Source organism: Paenibacillus salivarius (assembly GCF_051307165.1).
Taxonomy (GTDB): domain Bacteria; phylum Bacillota; class Bacilli; order Paenibacillales; family Paenibacillaceae; genus Fontibacillus.
In genome coordinates, this window is the sequence record NZ_CP195592.1 from 5,556,242 (window position 1) to 5,571,984 (window position 15,743).

At 48.5% G+C, this 15,743-nt stretch carries 12 protein-coding genes; 5 read left to right on the forward strand and 7 right to left on the reverse strand.

The window, feature by feature from the left end; all coding sequences use genetic code 11:
* Positions 1 to 186 precede the first annotated feature (186 nt).
* Both ACSFXJ_RS25760 and ACSFXJ_RS25765 read left to right on the forward strand, forming a co-directional pair.
* Positions 187 to 561, forward strand: a complete 375-nt coding sequence (locus ACSFXJ_RS25760) for a MerR family transcriptional regulator (protein ID WP_435923154.1) — start codon at positions 187 to 189, stop codon at positions 559 to 561.
* Positions 558 to 1,319, forward strand: a complete 762-nt coding sequence (locus ACSFXJ_RS25765) for an SDR family oxidoreductase (protein ID WP_435923155.1) — start codon at positions 558 to 560, stop codon at positions 1,317 to 1,319. Before ACSFXJ_RS25760 ends, ACSFXJ_RS25765 begins: the two co-directional genes overlap by 4 nt.
* A 110-nt stretch (positions 1,320 to 1,429) precedes the next feature.
* On the opposite strand, the gene ACSFXJ_RS25770 is transcribed toward ACSFXJ_RS25765, so the two are convergent.
* The 7 genes from ACSFXJ_RS25770 to ACSFXJ_RS25800 form a co-directional block, all read right to left on the reverse strand.
* A complete protein-coding gene (locus ACSFXJ_RS25770; RefSeq protein ID WP_435923156.1) occupies positions 1,430 to 3,427 on the reverse strand; it encodes a CBM35 domain-containing protein in 1,998 nt (665 codons plus the stop codon).
* 260 nt (positions 3,428 to 3,687) lie between these two features.
* Complete coding sequence (locus ACSFXJ_RS25775; RefSeq protein WP_435923157.1) at positions 3,688 to 4,515, reverse strand: carbohydrate ABC transporter permease; 828 nt, start codon at positions 4,513 to 4,515, stop codon at positions 3,688 to 3,690.
* 12 nt (positions 4,516 to 4,527) lie between these two features.
* Positions 4,528 to 5,415: a carbohydrate ABC transporter permease gene (locus ACSFXJ_RS25780; RefSeq protein WP_435923158.1), complete on the reverse strand. Its 888-nt coding sequence runs from the start codon at positions 5,413 to 5,415 to the stop codon at positions 4,528 to 4,530.
* 64 nt (positions 5,416 to 5,479) lie between these two features.
* Positions 5,480 to 6,814 carry an ABC transporter substrate-binding protein gene (locus tag ACSFXJ_RS25785; RefSeq protein WP_435923159.1) on the reverse strand — a complete coding sequence of 445 codons (1,335 nt, stop codon included), beginning with the start codon at positions 6,812 to 6,814 and terminating at the stop codon, positions 5,480 to 5,482.
* 127 nt (positions 6,815 to 6,941) lie between these two features.
* Positions 6,942 to 8,312 carry an ABC transporter substrate-binding protein gene (locus tag ACSFXJ_RS25790; RefSeq protein ID WP_435923160.1) on the reverse strand — a complete coding sequence of 457 codons (1,371 nt, stop codon included), beginning with the start codon at positions 8,310 to 8,312 and terminating at the stop codon, positions 6,942 to 6,944.
* Entirely contained in the window at positions 8,294 to 10,153 is a 1,860-nt protein-coding gene (locus ACSFXJ_RS25795; protein WP_435923161.1) for a sensor histidine kinase, read from the reverse strand. The genes ACSFXJ_RS25790 and ACSFXJ_RS25795 overlap by 19 nt, the downstream gene beginning before the upstream one ends.
* Positions 10,154 to 11,701, reverse strand: coding sequence for a response regulator (locus ACSFXJ_RS25800; RefSeq protein ID WP_435923162.1), 1,548 nt, complete (start codon positions 11,699 to 11,701; stop codon positions 10,154 to 10,156). It abuts the gene before it with no gap.
* A gap of 402 nt (positions 11,702 to 12,103) precedes the next feature.
* Here ACSFXJ_RS25800 and ACSFXJ_RS25805 point away from each other — a divergent pair, with 402 nt between their 5' ends.
* From ACSFXJ_RS25805 to ACSFXJ_RS25815, 3 genes are all read left to right on the forward strand, one after another.
* Positions 12,104 to 13,084 (forward strand): ABC transporter permease, encoded by a 981-nt coding sequence (locus ACSFXJ_RS25805; RefSeq protein ID WP_435923163.1) that lies wholly within the window; start codon positions 12,104 to 12,106, stop codon positions 13,082 to 13,084.
* Between the two features lie 14 nt (positions 13,085 to 13,098).
* Complete coding sequence (locus tag ACSFXJ_RS25810; protein WP_435923164.1) at positions 13,099 to 14,013, forward strand: carbohydrate ABC transporter permease; 915 nt, start codon at positions 13,099 to 13,101, stop codon at positions 14,011 to 14,013.
* Between the two features lie 66 nt (positions 14,014 to 14,079).
* On the forward strand, positions 14,080 to 15,675 hold the full coding sequence (locus ACSFXJ_RS25815) for an ABC transporter substrate-binding protein (RefSeq protein ID WP_435923165.1): 1,596 nt from the start codon (positions 14,080 to 14,082) through the stop codon (positions 15,673 to 15,675).
* The last annotated feature ends 68 nt before the right edge of the window (positions 15,676 to 15,743 follow it).

Genomic DNA, 15,743 nt, shown 5'->3' on the forward strand with positions numbered 1-15,743 from the left:
TTCGGGTGCCAGCTCGATGGTCAACATTCGCTGCACAACAGAAACTTGCCGTTAGTCACGATACAGTTCACCGGGGTGTCTGTAACGTCAATTTCACGCATGGAAACTAACAGTTGACTTAAACCATGGTTTAAGTCGTATCCTATTCATGTCGACATCGAAATGTAAAGATTTGGAGGACTCCAAATGAAGTATTGCTCTATCAGCGAAGCTGCAGCCAAATTCAATATTCCGGAATCAACGTTGCGTTATTACGAAAAAAAAGGACTACTGCCACTCATTGAGCGTGATGAGGCAGGCAGGCGATTATTTTCAGAAGTCCAAATGGCGCTTCTTCAAACCGTAATTTGCTTAAAAAATACCCGAATGCCCATAAAACAAATTAAGCAGTATATGGATTGGATCCAAGAAGGAGACACCACGATTGAACGCCGGCTTGAAATGATGAAGAAACACAAACAGGCCGTGCTGGATGAGATTGCGTTAATGACAGACTCCTTGCAAGGCATTGATGAAAAAATAAACCGCTATACAAATCGAATTGGGGAGGAACGATCATGAATCTTTCAGGGAATACCATTCTTATTACAGGTGGAAGCGCTGGAATCGGATTCGCCTTTGCAGAACGGTTTATAAAGGCTGGAAATAAAGTCATCGTTACCGGACGGCGAGAAAATGCGCTTCAACATGCAAAGGAAAAACTCCCAAGCCTTGTAACTCACGTAAGTGATCTGAATAAGGAATCCGAGCGTGCAGCATTGTTTGACTGGGTAACAGCGAACTATCCCGAAGTGAATGTGTTAGTGAATAATGCAGGGATCCAACAACGTTTTAACATATTGAAAGCAGATGCGAAGAACAATTGGAGTTATTTCAATCAAGAAATCATAACGAACCTGGAGGCACCTTTCCATCTCTCGATGTTGTTCGCTCCGTTTTTTGCAACAAAAGAATCGGCGGCAATCATTAACGTAACCTCCGGGTTAGCTTTTACACCGTTTGCGGTGGCTCCGATCTATTCAGCAACGAAAGCGGCACTTCATTCGTTTACGATGAGTCTAAGACATCAGCTTTCGGATACGTCTGTCGAAGTCATAGAAGTTGCTCCTCCGGCAGTAAATACAGATTTAGGCGGTGCGGGACTGCATACGCATGGCGAACCCTTAGATGCCTTCGCGGATGGAATCTTCAACGAATTAGCAAATGGCAAAAAGGAAATCGGATATGGTTCTTCTGTGGCCCGCTTGCGCATGTCACGAGATGAAATCGACGATTACACCGAAAATATGTATAAGGCCACGAAAAACACCATTGAATAACTACTCGTATGAAAGTCAACTTCCATTACGCAAAAATGACTCTCTCTACAAAAGACAAAGGCCGCCGAAGAGCCCGGCGGCCTTGTTGTTCCCTGTATCATAACCTTTAGTTAGTTTATTGTAATATTGTCCAATTCCGCATAACCCGTGCTTCCTTTGGCGATCCGAATGATATTGTCGCCGGCCGTAAGGTTCACGTTCACATCCACTTTCCCGAATTGACCCCAACCGGCTGTTGCAGGGTAGGTGATCGATGACCAAGCCCCGCCGTTATAGGCAAAGTTTTGAACGGCATTGGAACCTGTCCCATTGGCATAACGAACTGTCATCGTATACGACTTCGTCGTCGGTACGTTGACATAGAAATCGACATAACTGTCGCTGAAGTCGATTTGCCCAACGTATTTCCCGCCCGATGCCCCCGTGCCAGAGAGTATATTCGCATGATTGACTGCGGCGTCCTCCGCCTCGTAAACGTTGGTCGGCTGACCGAATGGTGTCAAATAGATCCGATAACCGTATTGGTTGTTCAACCCGCTTAGCGCAATGGAAATCTGATTATTATTGATAGTATAATCGCCTTCCAACACGGTGTTGGTCGTATTTACGGCCGTGCTCCGGTTCACCCAAGGAGTCGAGCTCACCTTGACATGGACTTTGCTGCCGTTCGTGCCTAAAAACGCCGGGAAGTTCTTGATGACGGCATTGACGGAGCCATCCGTAACTCCCCCGAACAGGACGCTTGCGTATTTCTTATTCGCGTCTACATTGGCAAATCCGTCAACAGCGGCCATATCATTCACATTGGGAGGTGTCACACTGACCATATTGCCCGACATGTCGCCATACCATTTGAAAAACCACCATCCGCCATTCCGCTGTGAGTTGGTTGCGAGCAGGCTTCCCAATCTGCCCGGATTCGGAACATCCCAGTAGCTTTGCATCGCCGTGTCGACCTTCAGCCGCTCGAACTTCGCGATGAGCGGAGCGACGGCGCCAGGCTTGCCTTCATCCTCCAGCCATCCCTTGCCGCTGTATTCGTTGATCGAGACGGGTCTCGCCGAAATGCCTAATGAAGACTCGATGGCTCGATAATCGTTGAAGTCGGCGGTAAAGTTTCCGCCCCCCAACTGGTGCCAGGACGTGATATCCGGAAGTGTATTTTGTATCTTCTGATAGGTTAGGAAGTCCAGCATGGCGGCATGCGAGTAGCCCGCAAGCGAAGGTCCAATGGTTTTGGCGGATGGATCAAGCTGCTTCAATTTCTTGGAGGTCAAACTGAAAAATTCGTTGAAAGTCAAGTTGCCGGAAGCGTCCGAAGAAGTATAGCCGCTGTTATGGATCGAACTGTGATTCACCTTGGCGTTCTCGGCTTCATATCTAACCGGATTTGCTCCTGCGACATCAATATAATCCAATTCCGCATATCCGGCGTTGCCTTTGCTAAATCGAATGGTATTGCTGCCGGCCGTCAGGTTAAGATTTAAAGTAATGATGGATGCCGACCCTACGTTGAACCAGCCGCCGGTATTCGGATACGATACGGACACGGCATTTCCGCCATTCACGCTCACTTGATGCGTGGAATTCGCTCCGGTTCCGTTAGCATACCGGACCGTGATCGGGTAAGACTTGGCGGTAGGGACATTGACGGTAAATTCGACATAGCTGTCACTATAATCTATCGTACCGACATATTTGCCTTTCCACGTTCCGTCCGGCTCATTCCATATCTCGTAGCCATATACATTCGTAATTCCCGCCGTTTTTACGTCATTGACCGTCGTGGTCAATTTGTTGAACCAATCCGTTAGATTCGTATAGTTATACCAACCTGCATACCAATCGGCCAGTCGGATCGTGACTTTACTGCCGGATGGGGCCAATCGCTTTGCAACGGGAATTACGGCCCCCCAAGGCTGCTGATAACCGGCAACTGCAGGATTGATGTACGCTTTAGCGCGCAAAGGGAGAATGAGATTGTTGTCGGGCTGGTTTTCAATCACACCATACAATGATCCTGCTGAGCTATGGGTAACCGGACCGATGACACTGGACAGATCGACAGTCAGATTGGATGCAGCCTGGGTAGGAGCGGTTAAAAGCATACCTCCTAATAGAACGGCGACCAAACTAGATATGATTGTTTTCCTCACAAAAACACCTCCGCATTATAGTAGTCCATTCAAAGTGAGTTCTTCATTTTCACCTCCGTCCGCCCCAAAAAATGATTGCGCTTACAATTTGAATATATCAAACGATCCGGTCGTTCAAATTGCATTATCTTTGGATAATAGTCATATTATTGGACTTCAAGCTAACCGATTTCCTTCATCCGTATCCCGCTTATGCGCTTATGCTTACTTGATTAGCCTTCCTTCAAACCGGACAGCGTCACGCCACGGACAAAGATGTCTTGGGCACTCAGAAATACGATTAGAATCGGCAGAATGGTAATCACCGTCGCCGCCATTAGGGCTGGCCAGTCCGTTGAATACAGTCCCTGCATGTTGGCGAGGCCTAACGTGAGGGTCATTTTACTCATAGAATTGATAAAGATGAGCGGATTGACGAAATCGTTCCAAGTTCCCAGCATGATAAAAATACCAAGGGTCGCCATCGCCGGCTTGGATAACGGAACAAAGATCCGCCAATAAATGCCGAAGGGGGTACAGCCGTCGATCTTGGCCGCCTCCTCCAATGCTTCCGGAATGGTCGAGAAAAACTGGCGCAGCAAAAACGTACCGAATGCCGACACAAGCCCCGGCAGGATCAGGGACCAATGGGTATCCAGCAGCCCGTAATATTTCATCAGCAGGAAGGTTGGAATCATCGTCACCTGGGCCGGCACCATCAAGGTGGCCAAGTACAAGCCGAATAGCCCCTCTCTGAAGCGGAACCGCAGCCGGGCAAACACATAACCGGCCATTGAGCTTGTTATGAGTTGGAAAACGACGACGATGACCGTGATTTTGAGCGTATTGAGGAAGAATCGAACGATCGGGAAGCGATCGGTCATATTCGTATAATTCGAAAATTTCAATTCCTCTCCGAAGAAACTCGGTGGAAAGGTGAAGACCTCATTCACATTCTTCAGAGATGTGCAGATCGACCAGATAAACGGAAACAGCATGATGACGGAACCGATCAGCAAGACGACATGCGCGGACAGCTTTAACCAAATACGCGGCTTCATGATAGCCTCCCCCTAATAGATGCTCCATTTTTTCTGGCGCCAGAATTGGATGAATGTAATGAACAGGACGATAAAGAACAGCACGTAAGCCATGGCACTGGCATAGCCCATGCGGAAATATTGGAATGCATTCTGGAAAATATAGTAGACCAATACGGAGGTAGACCGTGCCGGCCCCCCTTGTGTCATCAAATAGACGGTATCGAAGACTTGGAACGAATTGATGATGGACATGACCGTTACGAAAAATGTGGTCGGCGATAGAAGCGGCAACGTAATATGCCGGAATTTCGAGTACCACTTGGCCCCGTCCATATCAGCCGCCTCGTAGTAGCTTTCGGAGATGGATTGAAGTCCCGCGAGGAAGATAAGCAAGTTGAAGCCTAGACTCTTCCACACACTTGTAATAATCACCGTCGGCATCGCCCAATGAGGGTCCGTCAGCCAAGCGGGGCCGTCGATGCCGAACCAGGAGAGTGCGTAGTTCAGCAATCCATACTCCGGATTATATATCCATTGCCAAATGACGGAGACCGCCACCATGGACGAGATGACCGGAATGAAGAACGCGGCGCGATAGAACCGAATAAACCGCAGCTTCTGGTTCAGAAATACGGCCAGCAGCAGCGAAATGACGATGCCGATCGGGACGCTTACAATCGTAAAGTAAAGGGTATTCCCCATGACCTGGCTGAACACAGGATCCAGAAACAACTCCTTATAATTATCGACTCCGTTAAAATTGAAGGAATCGGTCAAATTCCAGCTGGAAAAACTGATGGCGAACGTGGCCGCTACGGGAAGCAGCAAAAACATAAGGAAACCGACCAGATTCGGCAAAAGCATCAAAAATGCCCAGAAACCATCTTTATAAAGAATCGGCTTTATGGATCTCATCATCTCACCCCTTGGCATACACCGGGAGAGCCTGGAAACCCTCTCCCGATGCGCCGAATGTTGTTTTTTATTGTACGGCCAAGCTCTTATTCACGACGTTTTCGATATTCTGCACGGTCTGGTCCAGCGTTTGATTGCTCAGGAAGTATTTATCTAGCTCCGCCGTCGTGTCCTCTTGTATTTTCTGACTGCTCAGCAAAGCATACGGATACGTTTTGGAAGAAGTAAAATACGGGATCAGTTCCTTAAATCCATCCGGATGAACGCCTGGTGTCAGCCACTTCTGAATTCCTTCTTCGGTATACAGCGATTTATGATTCGGCAGCCACAGTCCTGCCTTTACGTTTTGAAGCTGATATTCCTCGGAGGATAGAAACTTGATCAGTTTCCAAGCTTCTTCGGGGTGTTTCGTATTGGCCGACGCAACATGCAAATGCGCTTGGCCGTGCGTAATGGCTTCATCAAACTTTGGCAGGACGCCAACGCCAACCTTGAAGTTCATTTGAGATAATTCCTGAAGGGCCCAAGAGCCGTCTACGAGCATGGCGATTTTACCGGTTTGCAGCATTTGAGCGGCGCTCATCCCGCTGTTGGTCAGCAGCTTGCCTTCCGGACTTACCCCGTCCTTCTTACGGAGATCCGATACGGCTTGAAGAACTTCCTTCACTTCCGGCGTATTTGCTGCAGAAGACTTCAGATCGTCCGTAAACCAGTTACCGCCATTACTCATGATTTCAGAGATAAGATTATAATAGGTTTCCATGCCATAAACGCCGTACTGCTCGACTTTATCGCCGTTTTTGACCGTCAGTTGCTTGGCCGTATTCACGAATTCGTCCCACGTCCATGCTTTCGACGGGTCGCTTGGCGGATAGGCGACTCCTGCTTTATCAAAAATGTCCTTATTATAAAAGAGAACCGGAGCCACAATACAGGACTCAACGCCATAGTACTTGTTGTCTACGGTACTAAGCTGCACCGCAGAATCGATCAGGTCATCGGCGATGCCCTCATTCTTTACCTTGTCCGTTATATCGAGCAAACTGTTCCTTTTGACGAAGTCGTGATAGTAATCACTCTGCAAAAAGAAGACGTCCGGAGCTTCGTCGCCCAGGACCATCGCTTGCATCTTGGCGACATACTGGGTTCCCCCCGGGATCGTGGTGTACTCCACCTTAATGTTCGGATTTTCCTTCATGAACTGCTCCAGCCCGTTCTTGACGCTTTGCGTTTCCAAGGGACTGACCTCCCAGCCCATAAATCTTAAGGTAACCTGCTCCCCTCCTTTGGCTTTACTATCGCTCGGGGAGGCGTTGCCGTTGGTGGCATTTCCGCCGCCGCAAGCGGCCAATGGTAAAGCCAGTATCATGAGCGAAATAAGTGCGACTAGCCATTTTTTCATATAAAGACCCTCCATCATCGGTATGGTGTCAGTTATGCCAGCGTTAAAGTATAGCGCTTTCATAACCACAACTTTACTTTACCGAAAGGATGGAGGGCAGAAATTGCAGTATTTTTGGTTTTGGCGACTATTTTTGCGAGTTAAAATCGCTTACTATTCGGGCGATCTCCTGCAGGGCAGTTTCAGCCTTCATCTCTCCTTGCCAGACGGGGAGCAGTCCTTCCATCACCACAGGAAATATCTCCATCTGGTTTTGAAGGTAGTACCCGACGCTGGGCATCCCATTGTCCAGCAGCTGCTTCATCATTGCATCCTTAAACCCGGGCGGATGCGCCGCCGGATTGGCGTTAACCCACTCGTTGACTAGCGCCGGATCCGTATACCACTTCTTCAGCACCGGCATCCATAATCCATCGGAGTACAAAGACAGCGATTTGCTCGGATCGGACAGCCATTTATACAGCAGCCAGGCTTCTTTCGGATGAGCGGATGAGCGAAAAATGACTGTGGCACCGCTAAGTCCGACCGTCACGCTTTTCTTCAGTTTCGGCAGTACGCCGATATCAAAGTTAACCCCTGCTTTGCCCAGATCCAAATTGATCCATTGCCCGTCGATGACCATGGCGGAAAGGCCGGATTGCAATACCATACTCATCGAAGGTAAGGATTTCGCCTCGTAGGGGGAGGGGGCCACATGATGGACATTGATCAGATCGGCCAGCATCTGGAGGGCTTCGGCCGCCTCCGGCGATTGTAGCGCAAACTGCTTCTTGTCGCTGCTGACCCAATCTCCCCCATTGCTAAAAATAAAGTTGTTCAAGGGATCGGACCAGGTCTCGAACATGATACCGTAGCGAACGATATGGTCCTTATCAAAGGCCGGATCGTTCGCGTTTCTGCCCTGGTTATCGAGCGTCAGCCTCTTAGCCGCATCCACCAGTTGATCCCAGTTCCACGCCTGTTCGGCTTTGGAGGAAGGCGGCTCAACGCCTGCTTCCGTCAGTATATCTTTTCGGTAATAAAGCCCGAAGCATTCCGCCGCTGTACTCACGCCCCAGGCGTAATCCTCGGCGGATTTGTACCAGATATAGTCGAGAAAGTCGTCCTTGTCCAAGTCTTCGTCGTCCGCCAGGTAATCGAACAGATTCAGAAATTTGTTCTCATGGCTGAGCACTTCACCTAGCTCCGTCGTCATATACGCCAGATCCGGTTCTTCGTTGGAAGCGGTCATAGCCATCATTTTCGTGTTATAATCCGAGTTTGGAAACTGAACCGACTCTACAGCGATCCACGGATAGGCTTCCATGAACTGCTCAAGGGTTTGCTCGATCGCCTTCTTTTCTTCAATCGAACCCCAATAGGTAAATTTCAAATTTACTTTATCCGGGTATTCGGTTTTCGGATTCGAATCGGAGGTCTGGATGTAAGCCTTCCACAAGAGTACCGCCATAGCCAGAAGAATTATCACCGTACTTAGGATCATTGCTCTGTTCCGCAAGTTGGCACCTCCTTACGCAGGACGGGCGGTAGCGTAACGGTCACCGTTGTTCCTTGACCGGGTACGGATTCGATGTGAAGTCCGTACGACTCGCCGTAAAGAATTTGAATTCGCCGGTTTACGTTCGAGATCCCGACATGGTTGCTTCCCTCCAGTAAGGATTCCAACTTGGCGGTAACCATTCCTTCTCCGTTATCCTCAATTTGATAGATTCGGGCTTCCTCCGTACGGCGGCACGAGATGCACAGCTTCCCTTCCCGTGTCATCTTCTTAAAGCCATGAACGAACGCATTCTCAACGAGCGGTTGTAGGAAGAACTTCGGTACTTCGTCGCTCAGCATTTCATGATCGATGTCGTAGATCACTTCAAACACGCCTTCAAACCGGGTGCTCATAATCGTTACATAGCTCTCCAGATACGTTAGATCCTCCTGAAACCGAACCAGGGTCGACTCCTGTTTCACCATATATTTCAGCATTTTAGACAGACTCACGACAATATCGCTAATCTCATACTCTTCTTTTTCAAGCGCCATCAGACTAACCATATTGAGGGTGTTGTACATAAAATGCGGGTCCAACTGCAGATTGAGCGCCTTAATTTGGGCTTCCTTCTCCCGAATTTGCGTCTCGTAATTTTCCTGAATCAATTTGACGATATTCTCATTCATATCGTTGAATTTCTTCATCAGGATGCGGAACTCATAGCTGCCGCTCTGCTTGAAACGTGTCTCAAACCGCCCTTCGCCCGTATTCACGATGGCGCGAATCATCGTGTGGAACGGGTTCGTAATGAGCCTCGACAGAAAATAAGATAGCGCGATAAAAATCACTGTAATGATGGCGACGGAGATTAGCATATTGCGAACATATTGTTTGGTTATGGGAGCAAGCAGTTCGCTTGGAGGAATAACCGCTATACTCAACCACCCTGTAATATCCGATCGTGCAAAAGCAACCACTTGCTGCTCCCCGTGGAAACGGATCATCCGAACGCCGGTGTGGGCATCCGCCAGCTCCTGGAGCATCGGAATGTCCGCCTTCGTCGTCAATAAGGAGGGATCGGAATGCGCAATGATTTGACCGTTCGGATCCACGACCATATAGGAAGAACCCTTGACGGGAATGCTGCCTGCAAATACATCCGTAAATAAGGAATCCTTGAAATTCAGCAGCAATGTCGGTTTGTCCTCCAGATCCGTGTAGGCTCGAAACTTTCCCTTATAGTAAGAACCTTGAATGGTGGACAGGGCCGAGAACAAATATTTATAGTCGTATTCCACGTTCTTTAGATACGGAATGTTGTACATGTCGGCAAAATTATAGGTAGGCACCCATTGCGTTTTCCCTTTCCCCTCCTTGGCCAGCCGGTCCAATTGGGTCCCCGCAAAACCGTTGATGGGGATAAAGTTTTTCGCGTGCTCGCTGTTCGCCGAGGAGGCCGTACCGAAAATAAAATAGGAAGTCGCGACCTGAACGGAATAAATATCTTGCGACTGCGCGAAGTACTTGTCGAGAATTCTTTTGATTCGCAGATCGGCCGCAAGGACTTTCGTCTTCTTGTCCTTATCGAGGGTTGAGAATATTTCGTAGAAATCGGCATCCTCCATAAACCCATAGATCATCTCGCGGATTCGGGAAAATTTCGCGTCTATGATTTCATTATTTTTGCCGACAATGGTGAGGACGTCCTTCTGAGCCATTTCGAGTATGGTGTTTCGATTCAACCGATAATCGCTAATCCCGAAAATGAGGATCGTGCCGACGAGCAGCATGACATAGGTCAGCAGCAGTTTCGTATGCAGCCGGCCTTCTTTGAGCGTGCGCAGCGGGGCTATCATTCAGCTGTACCGTTGCCTTTGCATTTGCCGAAACGTCTTCGGGGATATACCCGTTTCACGCTTGAACATTTTGTTAAAGTAGGCTGCGGTCCGAAATCCGCTCCGTTCAGAAATTGACGCTATTTTTTCATCCGATTGCTCCAGCAGCGTCTTTGCTTTTTTAATCCGTAAGTCCAACAAATATTCCGAAAAGTTCATACCTGTTCGCTGCTTGAACAAAATGCTGAAATAGGAAGAGTTAAAATGGAACATGGCTGCGACCGATTCGAGAGAAACGTCATCCATGTAATGCTGCTGCAAGTAATTCTGGCAGCGTAGAATAAGCAGACCATTCTTGTCCAAGTTCGTCTTTTCGGAAATTTCCAGCCATTGAAGGACCCATTTCTTGAATTGTTGCCTGAGCTCCCGGTAATCCTGGCAGCCCTTTATTTTTTTTCGCAGCAAGGTGTAGTCCCATTCGGGAGAATCGGCAGGCAGCAGAGTTTGCAGGCTATGCAGCAGTTCCCAAACCATATGGCTAACCTCATCGCGGATCAGAGCGGGGTCCGGAAAAGGCGGCATGTCTCTTGGTTTGAAGAAATCGTTAACGAGTTTCAGCACTTGATGGCGTTCGCCTGCTTTAATCGCAGAGACGAGCGGTTCCAAAATCTCCTTAGAGCGAGGCGTCACTTTTTCTATAAATAACTGGATGTCGGAGCCCCAAAAAACAGTCTCATCCGCGGCATAAAACCGGTGCTGCAAAGCTAATAGTGCCTCATCGTAGGCTTCTTTTACCACCTTCCGAAAAGCGGGATTCACACGACTTATACCCACGGACACGTCTTCGAATCCGTCCGCCCTTACATGATCCAGCAATCGGCTGATCTTTGTCACCATCTCCGAAGGTTTGGCCGCAAGTGTTTGACTCAGCCACACCAAGGTGACTAAGCGATCGGCACCCTCTTGAAATGTCTCGCAATGCCCAAGTGAGTCCGATGCGGCTTTCCACCTTTCTTTGAACGATGCCATTCGGTTTGTGGCAGCTTCACCGCTCATTTCGAACACGATCGCCAGCCCAGGACCGTCGGAAGGAGATAAGGAATGGATTAAACGCCGTTGTTGTTCCGATACAGCATGGGTTACGACATCATGCCAAAAGAGCTCATGATTCAGTTGGTGCTGCTCTTTGTCCTGAATGAATAGATGATCGAGCTTCAAGATAACGCGTTCGATATCCGCTAACCCAATCGGCTTTATTAAATATTCGATAACCCGGTGGCTGATGGCCTGTTGGGCATAATCAAATTGCCCGTAGCCGCTAATTAATACGGTTCGAACATGAGGCTTCTGATGGTTAATCCGTTCCACTAGCGTCAGGCCATCTCCATCCGGCATCCGGATGTCCGTTAGAACCGCATCCACCGATTCCCGCTCCAGCAGCTCCCAGGATGTCTTCACATCCGTCGCTTCCAGGATCCGATAAGTCGGCCTCAGCCTCCGGATCACCGCCGACAGCGCCTTCACTTGCCGCATCTCGTCGTCGACGACCATAATCGTCCTGATCTTCATCACCCCCAAAAAGAAAGCGTTATCATAAAATTAATATACTCTTTTTCGGGATGTGATAAGTATAATTTTTATTTTAAAATTGCAATATTTTTGTTTTGATACGGACTAATTGCAAAGTTAAAACTACTCTTTAACACCGGTTCGTTTGGGAAGTCCCGTTCATTCGATGCTGTCAGGTATTTTAATTTTCGATTAAAGGTTATTTTATAGGCAGCTTAGCGATAAGCCAGTTCCTGTCACCAAGGGAGATGTGATTTTAATGTGCAGCTACTTATATGGTGGTTTGTTCTTAAAACTTCGAGGTAACTTTTGAATAAACGAGGTCACCTGCGATAGAGAATTCCCCCGTTTATCTCACTTATAATGAAGCCATCCTGATGAACAAGAGTGAGGTTAAATACTATGGCTATCCCATCCCCTGTAAAATCTTCGACCCGGCAAACGCAGGTAACGCAACAGCGGAGACTGGTCCGGTTGCTGCGAAATATTGTGAAATACCGCGTTCTGCTCTTCATGCTTTTGCCGACCGCCATTGTCTTTTTTATCAATTGTTACATCCCGATGTTCGGTCTCTTCATCGCTTTCAAAAATATTAACTACGTCGATGGAGTCATGGGCAGTCCTTGGGCCGGGCTGGACAATTTCCGGTTCCTCTTTGCCACGTCGGACGCTTGGCGAGTGACCATCAATACGGTGGCCTACAACGTTGTTTTTATTATTTCCGGATTGATTCTCTCGGTTGCGGTCGCCATTTTAGTCAATGAAGTCCGTGCCAGATTCGCTTCCCGGTTCTATCAAACGGTGATGATCATGCCGAACTTCTTGTCCATGGTCGTCATCAGCTATATCGTTTACGCCTTCCTCCATCCGGAATACGGCTTTTTGGTCAAATATGTTCTGCCTTTGTTCGGCCACGAATCCGTCAATGCTTATATGCACCCTCAGGCATGGCCTTATATTCTCTGGATCACGAAAATGTGGCATTCCGTCGGCATAGGCAGTGTTATCTATCTGGCGGCGATCACCGGGATCAGCGAGGAGCTCTACGAGGCTGCCGTGATGGATGGCGCAAGCAAGTGGCAGCAAATTTTCCGGATTACACTGCCCCTTCTGACCCCTATCATGGTCATTTTAACCATTCTGAATTTAGGCGGCATTTTCCGCTCCGATTTCGGCTTGTTCTATCACGTTACGCTCGACTCCGGCGCACTCCGCTCAACGACAGACGTTATCGATACTTATGTGTATAGAGGCTTGATCCAGCTCAACGATTTGGGTATGTCATCGGCAGCGAATTTCTATCAATCGGTCATCGGATTTTTCCTTGTCGTGGGAGCCAACAGTTTGGCTCGCAAACTAAATCGCGATACGGCACTTTTCTAGAATGGAGAATCTATATGAACAAGGCATCGAACGTTAAATCGTATCAGAAGGTCTCCAAGTGGGCCGATATTCTGATTCATACTTTTTTCATCGCTCTCAGTCTCGCTTGTATTCTTCCTATATTACTGATCGTCGCCATCTCGTTTTCCAGTGAGAAAATGCTTACGTTAAAGGGCTACAAGTTTTGGCCGGATGAGATCGATATGTCCGCTTATCACCATCTGTTCACCAACTCGGCGACTCTCGTTAAAGCCTATGGAGTCAGCATCATGGTGACGTGTATCGGGGCCTCTCTGGCAGTTCTGTTAATCGCCTTGTATGCGTATCCCCTCTTCCGGAAGGATTTTCCGTTCAAGAGAACCTTTAATATTTACCTTCTGATCACCATGCTGTTCTCTGGAGGGCTTGTCCCGTTCTATCTGCTGTACGTGAACTTTTTGAACCTGAAGGACTCCCTGATCGCCCTCATCCTGCCGGGGCTGTCGAATGCGTTTTACATCTTTATTACCCGAACATTCTTTCAACAGACGGTACCTGAAGAGATGATCGAATCCGGCAAATTGGACGGAGCGTCGGAATGGAGGATTTTCTTTCAGCTCGTTCTTCCCATTTCCCTGCCGGTTCTCGCCACCATCGGTTTGTTCACTACGCTGATGTATTGGAACGATTGGTTCAATTCCATGCTGTTCATTAATAATACCGACAAGTATTCCCTGCAGTACGTCATGATTCAAATGATCCGGCAAGCCGAATTTTTCAAAAATCAATTAGCGGGAAGCGGCGTAGCTCTGATGGTACAGGAATCCGTTCCGACCGAAAGTCTGCGTATGGCGATGGTAGTCGTCTCCATCGGACCTATTCTGTTCGTCTACCCGTTCTTCCAGAAGTATTTTACCAAGGGGCTAACTGTAGGAGCCATCAAGGGTTGAACCGTCTAACTCTGGCACAAAGGCCGGTTAGAATATATGATATGACTAATGAGGAGGCATAACCAAATGAAATCATCGAAAGGATGGAGCATGGCGCTTGCTTGTCTTACCGCGATCATGCTGGTCATTTCCGGTTGCAGCAGCAACAGTTCCGGTTCATCCAATTCGCCTAACGCGGAACCCGTGACGACCAATAAGTCGTCCGGAGATATCGGCACGGGCAATCCCGACATCTCCACGTACCGCAAGCTTACCGTGTACACGGTAGGGAACTTTCCTCAGAATAACACTAAGGAAGTAGTAGCGGAAATTAATAAGTACCTGAAGGAGAAAATCAACGCCGAGATCGATTTCCAAGGGCTCCCATGGTCCTCCTGGGCCGAAAAGATGGCTCTGGTCTACCAGTCCGGAGAACAAGTGGATTTGACCTTTGCTCCAAACTGGGCCGATTTCGCCAATAACGTAGCGAAGGGCGCTTTTCTCCCGCTCGATGATTTGTTGGCCGAACACGGTCAAGGAATTATGGAGACGCTGGACCCCCGTTTTCTTGACGGCGGCACGGTAGACGGGAAGATCTACGCCATTCCGACCAACAAGGAAATCGGCGAAAGCCACACGATTATGTTCAGGAAAGATCTCATCGATAAATATGGATTTGACGTCAACTCTATCAATACTCTGGAAGATTTGGAACCTTGGCTGCAAACCATCAAGGATAATGAGCCCGGCATCGCCCCGATCTGGCTATCGGGCAGCGGCTCCGACACCCTTGGCTACTTCGACAAAACCAGACCGAGCCTAGCAGAAAATTTCCGGTACGAGTTGGTAGCGGGAGCACCGGCCGGTATCGTGTTGGATACGAAGACGGATAAAATGATCATCAGCTCCATGGAATCCGATATGGCTATTTACCGGATGAAGCTCTACAACGACTGGTTCAATAAAGGCTTCATTAATAAGGATGCCGCAACGACCAAGACAAGCACCGAGGATGCATTCAAGGCCGGCAAAACCTGGATGAAATTCGGCTCCGATAAACCCGATTCCGATAAGGAAGATTCTATCGCCACCGGGATCGAGCTCGTTAAACTTAAAGGGAACGATCCGGAGATCAGCACAGCCAGCGTGAGCAATTCCATGATGGCCATCGGTCGTACTTCCGTCGATCCGGAACGGGCCATGATGCTATTAAACCTCCTACACACCGACAAACACCTGATCAACCTGATCGATTTCGGCGTGGAAGGCAAGCAGTATGTCAAAGTGGAAGGCAAAGATAACTTCATCAAGCTTCCCGACGGCGTCGCTACCCGGGCGGATACGGGATGGGCACCGGGTATTGAATGGATGTTCGGGAATCAGACGCTGACTTATTTATGGGAAGGTGAAAGCGCAGACAAATGGGAGAAGTTCAAGGCTTATAACGAGAAAGCCCACAAGGTGAAGTCGTTCGGCTTTAACTTCAACACGGACCCCGTCAAAACACAAGTCTCCGTGGTCAGCAACATCATTAAAGAGTACCGCCCGCTGCTTGAAACGGGAAGCCTGGATACAGACAAGGTGTTGGCGGAATACAATCAAAAATTAAAGGCCAACGGCATTGAAGACATCCGTGAGCAAGTTCAAAAACAGTACGATGAATGGAAAGCGAAGCAGCCATAACAGCCAAGGGGAAAGACCGACGAGGTCTTTCCCTTTCGTGCCGCTCAGGCGTCGATCCATCCGGAAAA